General features: G+C 66.2%; 17 protein-coding genes. 1 reads left to right on the top strand and 16 read right to left on the bottom strand.

Annotated features, from left to right (window positions below):
- Nucleotides 1–156: 156 nt before the first annotated feature.
- A complete protein-coding gene (locus M8A51_RS15835) occupies nucleotides 157–942 on the top strand; it encodes a PP2C family protein-serine/threonine phosphatase (RefSeq protein ID WP_407062244.1) in 786 nt (261 codons plus the stop codon).
- 6 nt (nucleotides 943–948) lie between these two features.
- Here the strand turns inward: M8A51_RS15835 and zapE are convergent, their stop codons facing one another.
- From zapE to M8A51_RS15755, 16 genes are all read right to left on the bottom strand, one after another.
- Nucleotides 949–2049 (bottom strand): cell division protein ZapE, encoded by a 1101-nt coding sequence (zapE, locus tag M8A51_RS15830; protein ID WP_407062243.1) that lies wholly within the window; start codon nucleotides 2047–2049, stop codon nucleotides 949–951.
- A 66-nt stretch (nucleotides 2050–2115) separates the two neighbouring features.
- The gene (lpdA, locus tag M8A51_RS15825) at nucleotides 2116–3546 is read right to left on the bottom strand and encodes a dihydrolipoyl dehydrogenase (protein ID WP_251779445.1); all 1431 of its coding nucleotides are present in this window, start codon (nucleotides 3544–3546) and stop codon (nucleotides 2116–2118) included.
- 14 nt (nucleotides 3547–3560) lie between these two features.
- Entirely contained in the window at nucleotides 3561–4820 is a 1260-nt protein-coding gene (gene odhB, locus M8A51_RS15820; protein ID WP_251779444.1) for a 2-oxoglutarate dehydrogenase complex dihydrolipoyllysine-residue succinyltransferase, read from the bottom strand.
- 102 nt (nucleotides 4821–4922) lie between these two features.
- Entirely contained in the window at nucleotides 4923–7781 is a 2859-nt protein-coding gene (locus tag M8A51_RS15815) for a 2-oxoglutarate dehydrogenase E1 component (RefSeq protein WP_251779442.1), read from the bottom strand.
- Nucleotides 7782–8035: 254 nt separating this feature from the next.
- Nucleotides 8036–8272, bottom strand: a complete 237-nt coding sequence (locus M8A51_RS15810) for a hypothetical protein (RefSeq protein ID WP_251779441.1) — start codon at nucleotides 8270–8272, stop codon at nucleotides 8036–8038.
- A 30-nt stretch (nucleotides 8273–8302) separates the two neighbouring features.
- Nucleotides 8303–10018 (bottom strand): thiosulfohydrolase SoxB, encoded by a 1716-nt coding sequence (gene soxB / locus M8A51_RS15805; protein WP_251779440.1) that lies wholly within the window; start codon nucleotides 10016–10018, stop codon nucleotides 8303–8305.
- Nucleotides 10019–10091: 73 nt separating this feature from the next.
- Complete coding sequence (gene soxX / locus M8A51_RS15800) at nucleotides 10092–10733, bottom strand: sulfur oxidation c-type cytochrome SoxX (RefSeq protein WP_251779439.1); 642 nt, start codon at nucleotides 10731–10733, stop codon at nucleotides 10092–10094.
- A gap of 10 nt (nucleotides 10734–10743) precedes the next feature.
- A complete protein-coding gene (gene soxA, locus M8A51_RS15795; RefSeq protein WP_251779438.1) occupies nucleotides 10744–11550 on the bottom strand; it encodes a sulfur oxidation c-type cytochrome SoxA in 807 nt (268 codons plus the stop codon).
- A gap of 36 nt (nucleotides 11551–11586) precedes the next feature.
- On the bottom strand, nucleotides 11587–11898 hold the full coding sequence (soxZ, locus tag M8A51_RS15790) for a thiosulfate oxidation carrier complex protein SoxZ (RefSeq protein ID WP_251779437.1): 312 nt from the start codon (nucleotides 11896–11898) through the stop codon (nucleotides 11587–11589).
- A 49-nt stretch (nucleotides 11899–11947) separates the two neighbouring features.
- Entirely contained in the window at nucleotides 11948–12409 is a 462-nt protein-coding gene (gene soxY, locus M8A51_RS15785) for a thiosulfate oxidation carrier protein SoxY (protein WP_251779436.1), read from the bottom strand.
- A gap of 84 nt (nucleotides 12410–12493) precedes the next feature.
- Complete coding sequence (locus M8A51_RS15780) at nucleotides 12494–13534, bottom strand: c-type cytochrome (protein ID WP_251779435.1); 1041 nt, start codon at nucleotides 13532–13534, stop codon at nucleotides 12494–12496.
- Nucleotides 13518–14852: a sulfite dehydrogenase gene (soxC, locus tag M8A51_RS15775; protein WP_251779434.1), complete on the bottom strand. Its 1335-nt coding sequence runs from the start codon at nucleotides 14850–14852 to the stop codon at nucleotides 13518–13520. The genes M8A51_RS15780 and soxC overlap by 17 nt, the downstream gene beginning before the upstream one ends.
- Nucleotides 14852–15223 carry an ArsR/SmtB family transcription factor gene (locus M8A51_RS15770; protein WP_251779433.1) on the bottom strand — a complete coding sequence of 124 codons (372 nt, stop codon included), beginning with the start codon at nucleotides 15221–15223 and terminating at the stop codon, nucleotides 14852–14854. The genes soxC and M8A51_RS15770 overlap by 1 nt, the downstream gene beginning before the upstream one ends.
- A gap of 119 nt (nucleotides 15224–15342) precedes the next feature.
- The gene (locus tag M8A51_RS15765; protein WP_251779432.1) at nucleotides 15343–17787 is read right to left on the bottom strand and encodes a sensor domain-containing protein; all 2445 of its coding nucleotides are present in this window, start codon (nucleotides 17785–17787) and stop codon (nucleotides 15343–15345) included.
- Entirely contained in the window at nucleotides 17784–19070 is a 1287-nt protein-coding gene (locus tag M8A51_RS15760) for an HD-GYP domain-containing protein (protein WP_251779431.1), read from the bottom strand. Before M8A51_RS15760 ends, M8A51_RS15765 begins: the two co-directional genes overlap by 4 nt.
- Before the next feature lie 115 nt (nucleotides 19071–19185).
- A complete protein-coding gene (locus tag M8A51_RS15755) occupies nucleotides 19186–21081 on the bottom strand; it encodes a propionate--CoA ligase (RefSeq protein ID WP_251779430.1) in 1896 nt (631 codons plus the stop codon).
- Nucleotides 21082–21192 lie beyond the last annotated feature (111 nt).

Raw genomic sequence — 21192 nt, 5'->3', positions numbered from 1 at the left:
CCATCTTCATGGGCATGAAATGAACCACCCCCTACGCACTTCGTGCACCCCCTCGAGGGGGCGGTGCCGGCGAACCGGCAAAGCCGGCTTCACGGCGCCATTCGGCCATCTCCGGTTCTCGCCACCCGGACCTCCCCTCGCCGGGCGCAGCGGGGAATGCTCATGAACGCCCCCTCCAAAGTTTCGAAGGGTTATCGCCTGACGGCGGCCACCGGCATACACCGCGGTGACCGCATGTACCAGCAGGACCAGGTCGAGGTGCTGGCACACCCGCGCGTGCCGGGCTGCGTGATGGCCGTGGTCGCCGACGGCATGGGCGGCAAGAGCGGCGGGCGCAAGGCCTCGGACCAGGTGGTTCTGACAGCGAAGCAGCTGTTCGACCGTTACGCTCCGTCGATCGATGAACCGACCGAGACGCTGAAACAGCTGGTGCTCGAATCGCACCTGATGATCAAGCTGACGGCGATCACCGCAGAAGAGGAGCCGCACAGCACGGTGGCTGCCTTTTTGATCAACCCCAACCGAGAATGCGAGGTGATCCACGCCGGTGATTCGCGCGTGTACCACTTTCGCGGCGCCGAGATGGTCACCCGCACGAAGGACCACTCCTATGTGCAGCGCTTGGTCGAGGAAGGCCAGATCACCGAGGACGAGGCCAATGTGCACCCCCAGTCCAACTTGCTGACAGGCTGCCTCGGCACCTTCCAGGATCCGCCGCTGACCCTCCACCACATCGACCGGCTCGAGATCGGCGACACCGTGATGGCGTGCAGCGACGGCCTGTGGCACTACTTCAGTCCACGCGAGCTGGGCGCCATCGTGAACACACTGCCGCCGCGCGATGCGAGCGAAATGCTCGTCAGCAAGGCGCGGCAACGGGCCCGCGGCGGCGGCGACAACCTGTCGCTTGCGATCGTGCGCGTGGAGCTGCTGAGCAACTGAAGTGGCTCAGGTCAAGCGCGTATCGACGTCGCGCTTGGCTTCCGACAGGAACTCCTTCGACTGCATCTCGTGCAGGCGCGAGACGGTGCGCGGGAACTCGTGCGCGAGCGGGCCTTCGGTGTAGAGCTGTTCGGCCGGCACCTCGGACGACATGATCAGCTTGACGCGGCGATCGTAGAGCACGTCGACCAGCCAGGTGAAACGCCGTGCCTCCGACGCCAGCCGCGGCGGCATGCGCGGCACGTTGGACAGCAGCAGCGTGTGGAACTGGGTCGCCAGCTCCAGGTAGTCGTTCTGCGAACGCGGACCGCCGCACAGCGTCTGGAAGTCGAACCACACGACGCCGCCGGCTCGGCGGCGCGCGTGGATCTCGCGGTGCTCGATGTGCAGCACCGGGTCATCGTCGCGCACCTCGGCCAGCTGCTCGAAAGCCTGCTCCATCGCCGCATCCGCGGCCGTGCCGAGCGGCGTGTGGTACAGCGTGACCTGCTCCAGCGTGCGGCGGCGGTAGTCGGTGCCGTTGTCGACGTTGATGATCTCCAGTCCGTCCTTCAGCAGCTCGATCGCCGGCAGGATGCGGTCTCGATGCAGGCCGTGGGGATACAGCTCGTCCGGGTGGAAATTCGAGGTCGTGACGATGCTGACGCGGTTGTCGAACAATGCCTTCAGCAGCCGATGCAGGATCATCGCGTCGGTCACGTCGGCCACGTGGAACTCGTCGAAGCAGATCAGCCGGTGCTTGCGCGCGATACGCTTGCCGAGTTCGTCGAGCGGGTTGACGGTGCCCTTGAGGTCTGCGAGTTCCCGGTGCACTTCACGCATGAACTCATGGAAGTGCAGACGTGTCTTGCGCTGCAGCGGCACGGCGTTGAAGAAGCAGTCCATCAGGAAGCTCTTGCCGCGCCCCACCCCGCCGTACATGTAGACGCCGCGAGGCAGCGGCGGGTGCCGCAGCAGCTTGGTGATCGCATTGGAACGGCGGGCCTTGTAATCCAGCCATTCTTCGTAGCAGCGCTGCAGCGCCTCGATGGCGCGTTGCTGTGCCGGGTCGCTGCGGTAGCCGCGCGCCTTCAGCATCTGCTCGTACAGCTCGGTGACCGTCAACATCCGCCTCGCATCTCAAGAAAAAGGGCGACGGTGAAGTCGCCCTGATTCGTCAGCACCGTCTGGTCATCAGAAGTTCAGCGTGCGCTTGTCCACCGCCAGCGCTGCCTCTTTCGTGGCTTCGCTCAGCGACGGGTGGGCATGGCAGATCCGGGCGATGTCCTCGGCGCTGGCCTTGAACTCCATCGCGACGACGCTCTCGGCGATCAGTTCGGACGCATACGGACCGATGATGTGCACACCGAGAATTTCGTCGGTCTTCGCATCGGCCAGGAACTTCACCATGCCGGTCGTGTCGCCCAGTGCACGGGCTCGGCCATTGGCCATGAACGGGAAGGTACCGGCCTTGTAGGCCCGCCCGGCCGCCTTGAGCTGCTGTTCGGTCTGGCCGACCCAGGCGATCTCCGGGCTGGTGTAGATCACCCACGGGATGGTGTTGAAGTTGACGTGTCCATGCTGACCGGCAATACGCTCGGCCACCGCCACCCCCTCCTCCTCGGCCTTGTGCGCGAGCATCGGGCCGCGCACGACGTCGCCCACGGCCCAGACGTTCGGCAGGTTCGTGCGACATTCGTCGTCGACGACGATGGCGCCGCGCTCGTCGAGCTTCAGACCGACGGCGTCGGGGTTCAGGCCGGTCGTGTTCGGCACGCGGCCGATCGAGACGATCAGCTTGTCGACGTCCAGCGTCTGCGCTTCGCCCTTGGCGTCGGTGTAGCTGACGCTGACGCCCTTCTTGCCGTTCTTGACCTCGCTGATCTTCACACCGAGCTGGATCTTGAGGCCCTGCTTCGTGAAGACCTTCTGCGCTTCCTTGGCGATCTGTTCGTCGACGGCGCCGAGGAACGCCGGCAGCGCCTCCAGCACCGTCACGTCGGCGCCCAGGCGGCGCCACACCGAGCCCATTTCGAGACCGATGACGCCGGAGCCGATGACCCCCAGCTTCTTCGGGACCTCGGGGATGCGCAGCGCGCCGTCGTTCGAAAGAACGTTTTCCTCGTCGAACGGTGCGCCGGGCAGCGCACGTGCGTTGGACCCGGTGGCGACGATCACGTGCCTGGCTTCGATCGCTTCCTCGTTCGCGCCGCTGACCTTGATCTCGTAGCCCGCACCGCCAGCCTTGACGAACGAGCCGCGGCCATGGAAGAACGTGACCTTGTTCTTCTTGAACAGATACAGGATGCCGTCGTTGTTCTGTTTCACGACGGTGTCCTTGCGGCCCAGCATCTTGGCGACGTCCATCGACAGGTTGGACAGCGAGATGCCGTGGTCGGCGAAGTGGTGGCCGGCGTGCTCGAAGTGCTCTGAAGATTGCAGCAGCGCCTTGGACGGGATGCAGCCGACGTTGGTGCAGGTGCCGCCCGGTGCCGGACCGCCCTTGCCGTTCTTCCAGTCGTCGATGCAGGCCGTGTTGAAGCCCAGCTGTGCCGCGCGGATCGCCGCGATGTAGCCACCGGGGCCGCCGCCGATGACGACGACGTCGAATTGCTTGTTGCTCATCGTGTTCCCCCGGCTCAGATGTCGAACAGCAGGCGGGCCGGGTCTTCCAGCGCTTCTTTCATCGCCACCAGGCCCAGCACGGCTTCGCGGCCGTCGATGATGCGGTGGTCGTAAGACATCGCGAGGTAGTTGATCGGACGCACCACGACCTGGCCGTTCTCGACCACGGCGCGGTCCTTGGTGGCATGCACGCCGAGGATGGCCGACTGCGGCGGGTTGATGATGGGCGTCGACAGCATCGAGCCGAACACGCCGCCGTTGGAGATCGAAAACGTGCCGCCGGAGAGTTCCTCGAGGCCCAGCTTGCCGTCCTTGGCCTTCTGGCCGAACTCGGCGATCTTCTTCTCGATCTCGGCGAAGGTCATCTGGTCGCAGTTGCGCAGGATGGGCACGACCAGGCCGCGCGGCGAGCCGACGGCGATGCCGATGTCGAAGTAGCCGTGGTAGACGATGTCGTTGCCGTCGACCGAAGCGTTCAGGACCGGGTACTTCTTCAGGGCGTGCACCGCCGCCTTCACGAAGAAGCTCATGAAGCCGAGCTTGACGCCGTGTTCCTTCTCGAACTTCTCCTGGAACTTCTTGCGCATCTCCATCAGCGGCGCCATGTTCACTTCGTTGAACGTGGTCAGGATGGCGTTGGTCGATTGCGACTGCACCAGGCGCTCGGCAATGCGCGCGCGCAGGCGGCTCATCGGCACGCGTTGCTCGGGACGATCCCCCAGGTTCTGCGCCACCGGCGCAGCCACGGCCGGCAGCGGCTTCGCGGCGGCGGGCGCCGGCGCAGGCGCGGCGGCAGGCTTGACGCCGGCCTCTATCGCGCCGAGCACGTCGCCCTTGGTGACGCGACCGTCCTTGCCGGTGCCGGCAACGGACCCGGCCGGCAGCTTGTTGTCGGCCATCAACTTCGCGGCGGCGGGCATCGCGACGTCGGATTTCGACGTGCTGGCCGGGGCGGCGGCAGCAGCAACTGGTGCAGGTGCAGGTGCGGCAGCTGCCGCAGGAGCCGGCGCCGCAGCGGCAGCGCCGGCGGAGGCTTCGGTATCGATCTTCGCGATGAGCTGGTCGGAGACGACCGTGCCGCCGTCAGCGACGACGAGCTCGGTCAGCACGCCGGCCGACGGCGCCGGCACTTCGAGCACGACCTTGTCGGTCTCGATCTCGATCAGGATTTCGTCGATCGCGACCGCTTCACCGGCCTTCTTCTTCCATTGCAGCAGGGTGGCTTCGGCCACCGACTCGGAGAGCTGCGGAACCTTGACTTCTACGATTGCCATGTCTTGTCTTTCGATGTTCTTTGCCACGCAGCGGCCGGCACGCGCGCCGGCCGCATGCGCACAGTCGTCGCAGCGCGCGGCGCTTGCGACGACAGACGGGTGCTACTTGGTGAGGATGAAGCCCTTGAGCTTGCCGAACGCCTGGTCGAGCAGCGCCTTCTGCTGCTCCTGGTGCAGGTGGGCGTAGCCGACGGCCGGCGAGGCCGAAGCCGGGCGCCCGGCGTAGCCGAGCTTCTGGCCTTCGGACATGTTCTCGTGGATGTAGTGCTGCACGAAGAACCAGGCGCCCTGGTTCTGCGGCTCGTCCTGGCACCACACGAGTTCGGTCAGGTTCGGGTACTTCTTCAGCTCTGCGGCGAAGGCCTTGTGCGGGAAGGGGTAGAGCTGCTCGACGCGCACGATCGCGACGTCGGTCGACTTCTTCTCTTCGCGCTTCTTGATCAGGTCGTAGTAGACCTTGCCGGAGCAGGCGACCACGCGTTTCACCTTGGCGGCATCGATCTCGGCGTTCAGTTCGCCGATCACGGTACGGAATTCGCCCTTCGTGAACTCGGTCAGCGGCGAGGTCGCGTCCTTGTTCCGCAGCAGCGACTTGGGCGTCATGATGACCAGCGGCTTGCGGAACATGCGCACCTGCTGGCGGCGCAGCACGTGGAAGATCTGGCTGGCCGTGGTGGGCTGCACCACCTGCATGTTGTTGTCGGCCGCGAGCTGCATGAAGCGCTCGAGACGCGCCGACGAGTGCTCCGGGCCCTGACCTTCGTAGCCGTGCGGCAGCATCAGCGTGATGCCGTTGGCACGGCCCCACTTCACCTCGCCCGAGGCGATGAACTGGTCGATCACGACCTGCGCGCCGTTGGCGAAGTCGCCGAACTGCGCTTCCCAGATCACCAGGGTGTTCGGATCGGCGGACGCGTAGCCGTACTCGAAACCGAGCACCGCCTCTTCGGACAGGATGGAGTCGATCACGACGAACGGGGCCTGATTGTCTGCCACGTTCTGCAGCGGGATGTAGGTGCCTTCGTCCCACTTCTCGCGTTTCTGGTCGTGCAGCACGGCATGGCGGTGCACGAAGGTACCGCGCCCGCAGTCTTCACCCGACAGGCGCACCGGGTAGCCGCTGGCGACCAGCGACGCGTAGGCGAGGTGCTCGCCCATGCCCCAGTCGACGTTGATCTCCCCGCGGCCCATCGCAGCGCGGTCGGCGATCACCTTCTCGACCAGCGGATGCAGCTTGAAGCTGCTCGGGATGGTGGTGATGCGTTCGGCCAGACGCTTGACCTCGGCCAGCGGCAGCGCGGTGTCCGCCGCGTCCGTCCACTTCTTGCCCAGGAAAGGCGCCCAGTCGACGGCGTACTTGCTCTTGTAGTTGGTCAGCACCGGATCGACGGTGTGCTTGCCGGCGTCCATCGCGGCGCGATAGGCTTTGGCCATCTCGTCCGGCGCTTCAGGGCTCAGGGCGCCCTGCGCCACCAGCTTGTCGGCGTACAGCTTGCGGGTGCCGGGATGCTGGCTGATCTTCTTGTACATCAGCGGCTGCGTCAGTGCAGGCGTGTCCTGCTCGTTGTGACCCAGCTTGCGGAAGCAGACGATGTCGACGACGACGTCCTTGTTGAACTCCTGGCGGTAATCGAGCGCGAGCTGCGTCGCGAACACCACGGCTTCGGGGTCGTCGCCGTTCACGTGCAGCACCGGCGCTTCGATCATCTTGACGACGTCGGTGCAGTACAGCGTCGAGCGGCTGTCGCGCGGGTCGGAGGTCGTGAAGCCGATCTGGTTGTTGATGACCAGGTGGACGGTGCCGCCGGTGTAGTAGCCGCGCGTCTGCGCGAGCGCCAGCGTTTCCATCACGACACCCTGGCCTGCAAAGGCCGCATCGCCATGCACCAGCACCGGCAGGACCTGGTCGCCTTCGACGTCACCGCGGCGGTCGAGGCGGGCCTTCACCGAGCCTTCGACGACCGGGTTGACGATCTCGAGGTGCGAAGGGTTGAACGCCAAGCTCAGATGCACCGGACCGCCGGCGGTCGACACGTCGCTCGAGAAGCCCTGGTGGTACTTCACGTCACCGGCCGGCAGGTCTTCGGGAGCGGTATGTTCGAACTCGGAGAACAGGCCCTTGGGCGTCTTGCCGAGGGTGTTGACCAGCACGTTGAGGCGGCCGCGGTGGGCCATCCCGATCACGATCTCCTGCACGCCCTTGCTGCCGCCGCGCTGGATCACTTCGTCCATCGACGCGATGAAGCTTTCGCCGCCTTCGAGCGAGAAGCGCTTCTGGCCGACATATTTGGTGTGCAGGAAGCGCTCGAGACCTTCCGCGGCGGTCAGCCGGTCAAGGATGTGACGCTTCTGCTCCACCGTGAAGCTCGGCTTGGCGCGCGCGCTTTCGAGCTTTTCCTGCCACCACCGCTTCTCGGCCGGGTCGGTGATGTGCATGAACTCGGCACCGATCGAGCCGCAATAGGTTTCACGCAGAGCCTGCACGATCTCGCGCAGGGTCATTTGCTCGGCCTTCGTGAAGTAGGTGTTCGTCGCGCTGAAAGTGATGTCCATGTCACTTTCAGTCAGGTCGTAGAACGCCGGCTCGAGCTCGGGAATCTTGGGGCGCTCCTGGCGCTTGAGCGGATCGAGGTCGGCCCAGCGGGAACCGAGGAAGCGATAGGCAGCAATCAGCGATTGAACGTGGACCTGCTTGCGCGCGACCGCGAGGTCGGTGCTGCTCGCCTTGACCGCGAAGGCGTTGGACTTGGCACGCTGCGCGAACGACTCGATGACCGGCGCATGGGCCACGTCACGGGACTCGCTGCCGTCGACGGCGGGAACGTTCTGGAGGGCGTCGAAGTAGGCGCGCCAGTTGTCGGGCACCGACCCGGGATTGTCGAGGTAGGCCTCGTACAACTCCTCGACATAGGGAGCATTGCCCCCGAACAGGTACGAATTCGCCCTGTATTGCTGCATCATCTCGCTCACCTTTCGTCCCGGTTTCCAGGACTTTGGCTGGTTGAACAACCTTCCGCGACACGGCTTGACCGGTTGGCGGATTGCGACCCGCCTTTAATCTGGGTTCAGGGCAGAAACCAGCAAAGGGGACGGGAAGGACCTAAGTCAGAGTGGCGACTCTAACACCGTTGTAACTCGCACGTCATGTGGTTTGTGCATGGCCTGCGCGGCCCAGCGAACCATCGGAGCCGGCACGGTAGAAGCCGCGGACGGCGTCATGGCGAGGTGTCGAGCGGTGCCGCGGGCGGCTGGCGACCTGGATCCTTGTCGTTGCGCGGCAGCGACATCGTGCCGCCGACCCCTACCCCGGTGCCACCGCGACCGACGCCCACCGAGCCGCCGACACGGCCGTCGGAGCTGACCGAAACGCCGACGCCACCGAAGCCGATCGGCACCGACATCCCCACCCGAGCCCCGGCGCACGCTGTGACGCCCAGGGTGCAGAAAACCATGAGAAGCAGAGTCCGCCGCATGGGCGCACTCTAGGCCAAACCCGCATTGCCCTCCATGCCCACGAGCCGAGGCTGGTTAAGCCGGCGCAGGGCAACGGTGCGCTGGTCTTTCAACCACGCCTCGACAACCTCCCAGATGGGCGGGCCACTGTCCTTGGCGGCCTCGCCCACCGGTGCCCAGCCGGCCACCTTGTAGATCTTGGTGGCGTCGATCGGGCGCCCGCCCAGCCGCATGTCGCTGATGCGCCGGCCGGCCCCCGCCAGCGGATCGCAGGTGTAGGTCAATCCGCCGACACGCACCATGTCGCCGCCCTGCTGGTAGTACGGGTCGGGGTTGAACAGGTTGTCGGCCACGTCCTCCAGCACGGTCTTGATCATCTCGCCGCTCATCTCGGTCAGCGTCGACCAAGGGTAGGTGATCGCGGTCTGGTCCATCACGTGCTCGCGCGTGATGGCTTGGCCGGGCAGCACCGAGGTGCCCCACCGGAAGCCCGGCGAGAACGCGATCTGCGCGCCGCGCACGTCCATCATCGCGTCAAGGATCAGCTGGTCGAAGCTGCCGTTGAAGTTGCCGCGCCGGTACAGCAGGCCCTCGCTGACCGCGAGCGGCTCGGCCAGCTTCGCCGCGAACGGCGCGCGGACCTTGGCGATGTACCCGGCCATCTCGGCGTCGGCCGGCAACAGCCCGGCGAACACCGGCAGCAGCTTGTAGCGCAGGCCGGTCACCCGGCCTTGCTGCACATCGAGATCGAGCACGCCGAGGAACTTGCCGTTCGAGCCCGCGTTGGTCACCAGGGTCTGGCCGCCAGCGTTTTTCACGGTCACCGGCACCGGCATGCCGTCGTGGGTGTGCCCGCCGAGAATCACGTCGATGCCGGTGACACGCGACGCGAGCTTGAGGTCGACGTCCATGCCGTTGTGCGACAGCAGCACGACCGCCTGGGCGCCGGCGGCGCGCGCCTGGTCGACCACCTGCTGCAACTCGGTCTCCTGGATGCCGAAAGTCCAGTCGGCGACCTGCCACCGCGGGTTGGCGATCGGCGTATACGGGAACGCTTGGCCCACGATGGCCACCGTCGCGCCGTTCATCTGCTTGAGAGCGTAGGGCTTGAAGACCGGGTCGCCGAAGTCGGCCGTCTTGATGTTCTGGGCGAGGAAGTCGATGCGGCCCGCAAAGTCCTTTTCGACGATCTGCTTGACGCGTTCGATGCCGTAGGTGAATTCCCAATGGCCGGTCATCACGTCGACACCAAGCAGTTTGGCGGCGTCGACCATGTCCTGCGCTCCGGTCCACAACGCCGTGGCAGAACCCTGCCACGTGTCGCCGCCGTCGAGCAGCAGCGCGCCGGGACGGCCGGCTTTCAGCCGCTTGACCAGCGTCGCCAGGTGCGCGAAGCCGCCGACCTTGCCGTACTGCCGCGCGGCACGCTCGAAGTCGAGGCAGGTGTAGGCATAGGCTTCTCGGGTGCCGCGCCCGAAGCCGGCGAGCTTCAGAAGTTTTTCGCCGACGACGTGCGGCAACTGCCCGCTGGCCGGACCGACGCCGAGGTTGACGCTCGGCTCGCGAAAGTAGACTGGCAGCAGCTGCGCGTGGCAGTCGGTCAGATGCAGCAGATGCACGTTGCCGTAACGGGGCACGTCGTACAGCGCGTCGACCTCGGCCGCGTTCGCTTCGCGGCCGAGCGGGAAGCCGGCAGCCGCAGCGGCGCCGAGCACGCTCAGGAATTCACGGCGAGACAAATCCATGCGGGGGGTCTCCCACGGAGCACAGGTCCGAATGTGACACCGGGCGCCGTGGCGCCCGGTGCGAGGGTCGCGCCTACTGCGCGTTGACGGGCGACTTCGGGTCGAGCAGCAGCGCCATCACGTCCTTGAGCTGTGACTCGGTCAGGATGCCCGCGTCGCCGAAGCGAGGCATGTTCGAGCACGCGTTGTAGGCGTGGCTGTTCCAGACCTTGCCCCAGGTGTACTTGACGACTTCTGCGCTGGCCGGGTCCACCGGGTTGGCGACACCGCGCAGCTTGCCGTAGTGGTAAAGGCTGGGGCCGATGTTGCCGAACGAGATCTCGGCCTTGCTGAGCTGGTGACAGGCGTAGCAGTTGCCGCCAGCCACCGTCTGCGCCGTGTCGTTGAACTGCAGGCCGCGGCCGCTCTGCGCCACCTTCTCGCCTTCCTTCCAGTCGCCGAGGTATTGCCCGTCGGCCGGATACTTCACCGACGCCAGCGCGGCCTTCTCCAGCTGCGCCCGCTCCGCCTTGTCGAGGTCCTTGCCGGCGGCTGCGGCCTCGCTGCAGGCCTTCTGCAGCGGGCTTTGCTCGAGCCGGTCGAGCTTGGCGATTCCACGCTCCTTGAACGAAGCCTGAAGCACCTCGGTGACTTCAGGGCCGCGGCTCATCGAAGCGCAGCCGGCGGCCAGGGCCGCCGCGGCGAACACGCCCATCGTGATGCGAATCTTGTTCATCAGCGGCTCCTCAACGCTTGATCGCCGGCGCGGCCATCGTGCCGCCATTGGCATTGACGCCCAGGAAGGTGATCAGGTCCACCGACGCCTGGCTCAGGTACTTCAGCTCGGGAAAGCGCTGCTGGCGGAAGCAGTCGTACAGCCGCCATTGCATGGTGCGCACCGCGCCTTGCGAGACGCGATAGGCCGGCCAAGACGCAAACGCCGCTTGCGCCGGCGCCTTCTGCGTCAGGTTCGGCAGATCCTGCAGGCGAATCCGCTGGCCGTCGGCCGAGTGGCAGGATGCGCACGAGAAATCGTACGGGCCGCCGCGGAAGAAGAAGATCTTCTTGCCGCGCTCGTATGCCTGCTTCTCCTTGGCGTGCGACTGCGGAACCTTGACCTGCACGTCACGCGATTCGTCGTAGATGAACGCGACCAGGTCCTCGATGTCGGTGGCCTTCTCGGCCGTGCCGGAATACGGCTTGGCCACGAGCGCGTCCCGCTCGAAGCCCTGCAGCGCAACCATGCAGTGCACCAGCCGCGACTCGACATCCATCACCGCGCCCACGTCGGCGAAATGGCGCGGCAGTTGCGCGGCGGCCCCCGCCACCACGCCAGGGCCCTTGCCCAGGTCGCACTTCTCCAGCGAAACGTTCTTTGGCCCACGTGCCTTGCGCCACAGCTCGGCCCCGCGCGCGGCGTTCAGGTCGGCAGGATTGCCGTCCTGCAGCGACGCGCGATAGTCGGCGATGGCTTCGGCCGCGGACTTCTGTGCCGCCGCCGGCAGGCTTACCAGCAAGGCGGCGCACAGACCGCTCAGGGCTACCCATTTCATCGTGGTCTCTCCTCGTGTTGTCGTGGCGGTGCGCGCTCAGGCGATCGTCGCTTCGTCGGTGCGCTTGTCGCCCTTGTTGTCGACCCAGGTGATCGTGATCTTGTCGCCCGGCTTGCCGCCCGCAAAGCTGAACTGCAGGTACGGGTTCTTCGACACCGCCGGTCCCCATTGGGCCGACATCACCGTCTTGCCGTTGTGCTGAGCGGTCACGTCCTGGATGAACCAGGCAGGGATCGTCTTGCCGGCCGCGTCCTTGCGCTGGCCGCTTTCCATCTCGTGCGCCATCAGAACGCGCACCGTCGTCTTGTCGCCCTGTGCCTGGGCACGGATGCGCATGGGATCTGCCATCTCGATACTCCTCGTGTTCGGTTTCGTTTGCCGTCGTCCGCCGCCGGCTTCAGCCGCCGCAGCCGCCCAGCGTGACCTTCACTTCCTTGGTGGCGTAGTAGTACTTGTCGCCCGCCTTGACCAGCGCGTAGACGTTGGACGACTGCCCCATCTTGATATTGGTGGCAACGTTCGGGTCGGTGCCGGCCGGCACGTCGAACAGCGCGGCGAGCGTGTTCGGGTTCTTTTCCACCAGGATGGCGACCTGCGTCGTCCCCGGCAGGTTGCTGACCGCCCCCACCCGCACCACGCTGCCGTTCTCGGCGATCTCGGGTGCGTTGAGCTGCACGTCCTTGCTCTCGACCGGTGCCGCGCCCCCAAGGGCTTTCACCACTTCGGCCATGCCCTTGGCCTCGAAAGCCCCCTTGTTCCACGCTGCCTGGGCAGCCGTGGGCAGAAGACCTGCCGATGCGGCCAAGCCGAGCACCGCCGTGCTGGCGCTCGTGTGCAGAAACTGCCTGCGGTTACCCATAGCGATCAACCTCCAACGATGAACATGTGCAAGAAAAGGCGGCACGATACCGCCAAACGAGAAACCCGGGGACCGCAATACTGCCTATTTTTCACTGTTCAGGTTTGCGATCCACTTCGCGAGCGCCTGCGCCTCGGCCTCGCTGAGCTGTGTCTGTGCCGGCATGGGGATGGCCCCCCAGCTGCCCTGAGCGCCGCCGCGGATCTTGCCGGCCAGGTACTCGACCCGGTCGGCCCGGCCGGCATAGCGCGCAGCCACCTCCTTGAACGCAGGGCCGACCAGTTTCACGTCGTTGGCGTGGCATGCCAGGCACGCGTTCTTCTGGAGCAGTTGCAGCGGCGAGGCGTTCGTGCTCGCCGCCGGCGCCGCGGCGGTCGTCCGGACGGTGACGGCGCCGCGCATCGGGCCGACCCGGCGTTGCTGATCCGCCAAATTGCCGTGCGCGTCGCGCGCGTGTTCGGGCAAATAGGACGCCAGCTTGGGCTCACCTGCGCAGCCGCTCATGCAGGCCCCGGCCTGCACGTCGGGACGTGTCGTGCCGCCCAGCCCCGAGCCCGGCCACAGGGCGTGGGCGGTGGTCATGCCGTTGCGGTTGGGCAGACGCTGCTGCACCTCGGCGATGTTGCGGTCGGACAGCACGAAATCGTCCGGGACGATGTCACCGAGATGCAGGATGTAGGCAGTGACCGCGTAGACCTCCTCGGTCGTCAGCGTCTTCGGCGCCGTCCATGGCATCGCCCGGTTGATGTAGTCCCACAGCGACGAGACGGTCGACAGCTTCATCAGCGTGGTGCGCTGCGGGTAGGCCGGATCGGCCAGCCGCGCCACACGGCCGCTGACGATGTCCTGCCGGGTCGTGCCGCCCACGATGGGGAAGAACACGTCGTTCGATTCGCCGAACACGCCGTGGCACGAAGCGCACTTCGCTTCCCATACTTCCAGGCCGAGGGCGACGCTGCCCTGCCCCTTCGGCAGGCCCTTGAAGTCGGCTCGCACGTCGATGTCCCAGGCCCGCACCTCGGCCTCGGTGGCGCTGCGGCCGATGCCGGGAAAGCGCTGTTGTGCCGAGGCCGCCACGGCGGCGAACACCAGCGCACAGGCCGCCCACCTAGGAAAGCTGGACATTCTTCACCTCCCCGCTCTCCTCGACCAGCCATGACTGGATCGCGTTGTTGTGATAGATCGAGCGGCGCCCGCGCACGGCACGCAACTGCGCGTAGGTCGGTTGCACGTAGCCGGTCTCGTCGGTCGCGCGGCTTTGCACGATGGCCGGCTTGCCGTCCCAGGCCCAGTCGATGTTGAAGCGCGTCAGGCATTTGCTCAACACCGGGGTCTGCAGCCGTGCGCTTGCCCAGTTGCGCCCGCCGTCGAAGCTGACGTCCACCTTGACGATCTTGCCGCGCCCGCTCCATGCCAGCCCGGTGACGTTGTAGTAGCCCTTGTCGAGCAACACCTGTCCGCCCGAGGGCGTCGTGACGACGCTCTTGCATTCCTGGATCGATGTGTACTGGCGGTGCGTGCCGTCCGGCATCAAGTCGACGTAGTGCATGACTTCGTCCTTGGTCGCGTAAGGCTGATCGCCGAGCTCGATGCGGCGCAGGTACTTGACCCAGCTGACGCCCTGGACGCCGGGCACCACCAGCCGCAGCGGGTAGCCGTTCTCGGGCCGCAGCATCTCGCCGTTCTGTCCGTAGGCCAGCAACACCTCGCCACTCATCACCAGCTCCATCGGGATGGTGCGCGTCATGCTGGAGCCATCGCCGCCTTCGGCCAGCACGAATTTCCCTCGCTTGAAGTCGGCGCCGCACATTTCGAGCACGGTGCGAAGCGGCACGCCGGTGAACTCGCAGCAACTGAGCATGCCGTGCGTGTACTGGACCGTGGGGACCGCCACGTTGCCCCATTCCATGCCGGTGTTGGCACCACACTCGATGAAGTGGATGCGGCTCACGCTGGGCAGCCGCATCAGCTCGTCCATCGTGAACACCATCGGGCGCTCGAGCATCTTCGGGTCCGAGCCGTTGACCATCAGCCGGTGCTTCGACGGGTCGATGTCCCACCAGCCCTGATGGTGGCGCTCGAAATGCAACCCGCTGGGCGTGATGATGCCGAACAGTCCCTGCAGCGGGCAGAAGCTGACGCTCGCCTGGCGCACCCGCGTGAGGCCGGGGCTCTCACGGCGCTGGAGATTCGTTTCGTACTTCGACGGCTGGCCGTAGCCCCGCGCCGCCACCGCCTGGCCCAGCGCCATGCTGTGCTCGGGCAGCTGCACGATGTGGGGGTCGCCGCCCTTCGGCTCGGCCAGCGCAGCGCCGGCGGCAGCCGCACTGGCCGCCGCGAGCGCGCCGCGCAGGAACCTGCGGCGCCCGGCCTTCACGTCCTCGATCTGCTCGGGCGTCAGAAAGCCCTCGGGCGCGCGCTTCAACGGTGCCGGTTGCGTCATCACGCGACCCTCCCGACCAGCCGTTCCTGCAACGGCAGTTGCGCCCGGTCGTCGAGTTCGATCGCGACCTGCGTGCAGACGCTGCGGCACAGCGCTGCCGCCTTTTCGCTCTGCACCCGGTAGTAGACCTGAGCACCCTCCTTGCGGCGCGCGAGAATGCCGGCGCGGTAGAGCACGGTGAGGTGCTGCGAGAGATTCGGCTGCGTCGTGTCGATTTCGGCCAGCAGTTGCGAAACCGTCTTTTCTTCGTTGCACAGCGCGCTCAGCACCCGCAGCCGCAGGGGGGTCGACAACACGCCGAACAGCTCGGCAGCGAGCTCGAAGACGCGGGCCGCCTGGGGCTCCTGCAGCGATGGGGGGACAGCGGACATGATCTGAATCAGCAAATAAGCAATTGCTTATATGCTGATTCACGAGTGCGACCTGCGATACCAGGGAATACCCGGACCGCGTGCACCCCGGTGAGCACACGGCGGGCTCAGGCAGCATGTCACCGCAACAACTGCAGTTCCGATCGCTCCCGTGCCGGTGCCATCGAAACCCGGCACAGCACTTCTTCGAGTTCGGTGCTGGCCACCGCCGGGGAAAACAGGAAACCTTGGAACTCGTCGCAGCCGGCCTGTACCAGGAACTCTCGCTGCGCCTCGGTCTCGACGCCTTCGGCGATCACGGTCAGGTGCAGCGCTCGCGCGAGGTTGACGATCGCATGGACGATGCCGGCATCGCTTTCGTCGCCTGGCAGTCCCTGGATGAAAGAGCGGTCGATCTTCAGCTTCTCGATCGGGAAACGCTTCAGGTAGCCGAGGCTCGAGTAGCCGGTGCCGAAATCGTCGATCGCAAGCCGCACGCCGAGCGCCGCCAATGCGTTCAGTCTCAGCAGTGCTTCGTCGGCATCCTGGATCAGGATCGACTCCGTCAGCTCCAGCTCGAGGCTGCGCGGCGGCAGGCCAGCCGCCCCGATCACAGCGGCGACCTGTTCGACAAAATGAGCCTGCTGGAACTGCAGCGCCGAGACGTTGATCGACACCACCAGTCCCAGGCCTTGGCGATGCCATGCAGCCGCCTGCTGCACCGCCTCGCCGAGCACCCATTCGCCGAGGGCGACGATGAATCCGCTCTCTTCGGCCACCGGAATGAAACGGCCGGGAGACACCTCGCCGAGTTCTTCGTCACGCCACCGCAGCAAGGCCTCGGCCCCGATGACGGCGCCACTGTGCACGTCGATCTGCGGCTGGTAGTGCAGCCGGAAGTCGCCGCGGCCAAGCGCTTGGCGCATCGCGTGGTCGATCTTCATGCGCGACAGCAGGTCGACATTCATCTGCGGCTGGTAGAAGCGGAAGCTCGCCCGGCCCCGTTCCTTGACGCGGTACATGGCCGCGTCCGCGTTCTTGATCAGGTCGTTCAGTGACGCACCGTCGTTCGGATACAGCGCGATGCCGATGCTGCACGTCATCGTGAAGCTCATCTCGTCAAGCGTCAGAGGTTCGCTCAACGCGGCGATCACCCGGCGCGCCGCCTGCTCGGCACCGCGGGCGTCGGCCTGGTGGATCAGCAGCACGAACTCGTCGCCGCCCAGGCGCGACACGATGTCGACCTCGCGCAGACAGCTTCGGATGCGGTGCGCCACCTCGACCAGCACACGGTCGCCGAACAGGTGCCCGAGCGAATCGTTGATGTGCTTGAAGCGGTCGAGGTCGACGAACAGCACCGCGAACGGCTGGCTGTCGCGCCGGGCCAGCGCGATCGCGAACTCGACCCGCTCGCCGAGCACCAGCCGGTTCGGCAAGCCCGTCAGCGCGTCGGTATAGGCCAGCTCCTCGATGCGGCGCTTGGCGGCCATCTTGTCGGTCAGGTCCTTGACGAAGGCAATGTAGTGCAACGTGCGCCCCGACTCGTCGGGCAGCCGCACCATGGCGACGTGGCACGGCCCGCCCACGCCCTGCTGCTGGAAATGGCGCAGCTCGCCCTCCCAGTAGCCCTGCACCTTCAGTCGCTCGCGCACTTGCTCGAGCACATCGCGGTTGTCCGGCTCCAGCAGCAGCTCGCGCAAGTGGCGCCCCGTCATCGATTGGCGAGAGCAGCCGATCAGCCGCTCGCAACTCGGATTGGCCGCCACCACGCGGCCTGCGGCATCGGCCACGATGATCGCGTCCAGGCTGGCCTCGAACACCTTGGCTGCAAGCTGCAATCGCGACTCGCTCGCGAGCCGCTGCGTGATGTCCCTGAACGAATACACCCGGCCAATGGGCTGGCCGCGGCTGTACTGCGGCAGCGTGCTGCGTTCGAGCACTTTGCCTGAGCGCAGCACCAGGGTGTCGCTGGCCTCCACCAACGGCGATTGCGCGATCAGCGCCAGCCTCTGCTCGTAGCCCTCGCGGTCGACGACGCCATGCTGCATCCATGCATACACCGCCTGGTCGTCGCGTCGGGTCAGCAGCGCGCGCGGCAACCCCCACAGCTCGGCGAAGCGCTGGTTGTAGCCGCGAATGGCGCCGTGCATGTCGAGTGCGAGAATGCCGTCAGCGGTCGACTCCAGCGTGGCCCGCAGCTCGGCAATGAGCTTTTCCAGCTCGTCCTCGGCCTGCTGCTGTTCGCTGCGATCACGCAGTGCAACCAGATAGGCCGACCAGTCAGGCCCCAGCCACAGCCGGCTGATGCGCCGCTCGACCGGCACGCTGCGGCCGTCGGCATGCGTCACCAGCGTTTCCGACAGGATGCGGTCGCCCAAACCGGCGGCTGCATCCTCCCAGAAAGCCTGGTCTTCGGGCGTCGCGATCAGATCGACCGCCGGGCGGCCGTGCAAGGAGCCGGCGGGGACGCCGAGCAGCATTTCCGCGGCCTGGTTGGCCGCGACGACACGCAGGTCGATGGTGTCAACCAGCCACACGGCTTCGAGCATGCCGTCGATCAGCGGCTGCACCTGCGCCGGAATCATGCAGCCAGCCCGTCGCCCTCGGCAGCGCTTTCACGGGCGCGTTCGAAGAAGTAGCACACCCGCTGGCGCGGCGAAAGATAGTCGAGGGATGCCTTGGGCAGCTGCAGCGGCTTCAGGCTGCGGCGGATGCCGAGCTGCGGTTCGTCCTCGAGGTCGACGATCAGCGCCTCCTCGCGCGGCACACGCGCGTCATGCACCACCACGCGCGGTTTCAACGGACGCGCCGAATTCACCGACACCACCAGCGCGTAGCGCTCGTCGGTCAACTGCACCACGGAGCCCGGCGGGTACACGCCCATCATGCGGATGAAAGCGCTGAGCATCGCCGCGTCGAAGCGCGATTTCATCTGCGCAAACATCAGCGACAGCGCTTCGTGCGGTGTCAGCGCCTTGGCGGGGTTCTGCGGGTTGCACAGGTTGTCGTATCGGTTGACCAGCGCCACGATGCGCGCCGGCATGCTGATGCGTTCTGCCGACAGGCGCTGCGGGAAGCCGGTGCCGTCGACGTGTTCGTGGTGCTGTGCGATCACCTGCGCCGCGCCGACGCCGAGTTGCATCTTGCGCGCCAGGTTCACGCCATGCGCCACATGCTCCTGGTAGAACTGGATCTCGGCCACCGTGAAGTGCTCGTCCTTCCAGCGCACGCGATCTGGCAGGTCGACCTTGCCGATATCGTGCAGCAGGGCGCCTATGCCCAGATCCGACAGGTCCTGCTCCGACAGGCCGGCGGCGCGGCCCAGCAGCATCGAGATGACCGTGACATTGACGCTGTGGAAAGACGCGCGGTCACCCGCCACCTCCGTCAGCAGGCGGATGCAGGTCTCGTGCTTGCCGGCCAGAGCTTCGAGAAACCCGTCGATCAGTGCCTGCGATTTCTCGCGCGATTCCAGCGGCTGCGCATGCACCTGCTCGGCCAGTTGCTTGAAGGTGCGGTTCGCCTGGGCATACTGCCGTTCACACTGCGCCAGGCTTGCGTTCTGAGCCGCCAGCTGCTCACGCCGCAGGCGGCGCTGCTCGGCCTCGGCCACTTCAGCCGGCGTCATCTGGTACACGGGCTTCGGCGGGGCGGTCAGGGCGGCCAGCACCGCCGTGTCGCTGCGCTCCGGATCCCAGCGCACTCGCACCACGCCCAGGCTGCGCAGCGTCTCGATCTGGTCGGGCGAGCCGATGCGAAAGCTGTTCAGCGCGAACGGATGGTCGAGCCACCCCAGATCGAGATGCACATGCATGCCGACCCGAAGCTCCTGAACCGTCACGAATTGGGTGTTCTTGCCTTCATTCATCCCTGGTCGACCGGTTACGTGGATGTAACCGGCCTCCCAGGTCTTCGGCAGGTCCCTGATGATCTTAAGTGCGACCACCCCCCGTCAAAAAGCACAGGTGCGGCCGCCGGCGAACTCAGGCAGGGCTCACCAACGCCTTGATCTGCTCCAGCGCCAAGGGGTCTTCGATCGTGGTCAAGTCACCCGGATCGCGGTGTTCGCACACGGCCTGGATGGCGCGGCGCAGCAACTTCCCCGAACGCGTCTTCGGCAAGACCGTGACGAATCTCACGCGCGCCGGTCGACCGACCGCCCCGAGCTGCGCGTCGACAACCTTCATGATCTCGCCCTCGAGCTTCAGTTGCTGCTCGGGTGTCGCAACCGACGCGGCGTCCTTCGGCACCGCAAAGGCCATTGCAACCTGTCCCTTCAGCGCGTCGGCCACGCCGACGACCGCCACCTCGGCGACATGGGGGTGGCTGGAGATGCTCTCCTCGATCTCGCGTGTGCCGAGCCGGTGGCCGGCCACGTTGATCACGTCGTCGGTGCGACCGAGGATGAAGTAGTAACCGTCCTCGTCGCGTACGCCCCAGTCGAAAGTGCTGTAGGCCATGCGACCGGGGAAGCTGTTCCAGTAGGTGCTGACGAAGCGGGCGTCGTCACCCCAGACGGTCTGCATGCAGCCGGGCGGCAGCGGCCCCTCGAGCGCGACCACGCCCTTCTGGCCGGGACTGGTCAGTTCCTCGCCGGTGCCTTCGTGCAGCAGCTTCACGTCGTAGCCGTACATCGGTACCCCGGGCGAACCGAACTTGCTGCCGCGTGGCTCGACGCCGTTGGCGACGGTGAGGATCGGCCACCCCGTCTCGGTTTGCCAGTAGTTGTCGACGATCGGCCGGCCCAGGCCGTCGGCAATCCATTTGGCAGTCGGCTCATCGAGCGGTTCACCGGCCAGGAACAGCGCGCGCAGCGACGACAGGTCGTATTTCGAGAGCCAGGCCGGGTCCTGCTTCTTCAGCACCCGCACCGCGGTCGGGGCGCTGAACATCACCGTCACCTGGTACTTCTCGACCAGGCTCCACCAGATGCCGGCATCGGGCCGGATCGGCAGGCCCTCGTAGAGCAGCGTGGCCATGCCGGCCAGCAGCGGCCCATAGACGATGTAGCTGTGGCCGACGACCCAGCCGATGTCACTGGTGGAGAAATACGTCTCGCCGGGGTTGCCGCAGAAGATGTGACGTATGCTGGCGGCGAGCGCCACCGCGTAGCCGCCGGTGTCGCGCTGCACGCCCTTGGGCCGGCCGGTGGTGCCGCTCGTGTAGAGGGTGTAGCTCGGGTGACCGGACTCCACCCACTCGCACGGCACGCTGGCGTCCAGGTGCCGCTCGCGTAACGTCGCATAGTCGATGTCGCGACCTTCGACGCGAATCATCGGCGCCAGGCCCCGGTCGACCAGCAGCACGCGCGACGGCTGGTGCTGCGCCAACCGCATGGCTTCGTCGAGCAGCGGCTTGTAGGCCACCACCTTGCCGCCGCGGCTGCCGGCATCGGCGCTGACGATCACGACAGGCCTCGCGTCGTCGATGCGGCTGGCCAGGCTGACGCTGGCAAAACCGCCGAACACGACCGAGTGGATCGCACCGATGCGCACGCAGGCCAGCATCGCAAACACGGCCTGCGGCACCATCGGCATGTAAATCAGCACACGGTCGCCGCGCCCCACGCCGAGCGATTGCAGTGCCGCCGCCATGCGTTGCACCTCCGCATGAAGTTCCCGGAAACTGTAGGTGCACTCTTCGCCGGTTTCGGTGGAAACGTAGATCAGCGCGTTCTGGTCAGCCCGTTCGTGCAGGTGGCGGTCGACCGCGTTGTGACAGAGGTTGGTGCGCCCGCCGACGAACCAGCGCGCGAACGGCGGGTTGCTGTAGTCGCAGATGGTCTGCGGCGGCGTCTGCCAGTCGATCAACGCGGCCTGTTCGGCCCAGAAGCCGTCGCGGTCGTGGATCGAGCGCCGGTAGAAATCCTCGTAACGCATGCCGTTGTCTCCTTGCTGCGCATGGCTGGACAGTCTTATGTCTTATACAAGAGCCAATGCACGCATTGAAGGCCGGGGAACTGACGCCGTGCTGACGAAGCGCTGCACGTC

The sequence above is a fragment of the Caldimonas mangrovi genome (assembly GCF_023721835.1).
GTDB classification, from domain to species: domain Bacteria; phylum Pseudomonadota; class Gammaproteobacteria; order Burkholderiales; family Burkholderiaceae_C; genus Caldimonas; species Caldimonas mangrovi.
The sequence above is the reverse complement of the archived record's forward strand: the minus strand, read 5'-3'. Positions and strand labels throughout refer to the sequence as shown.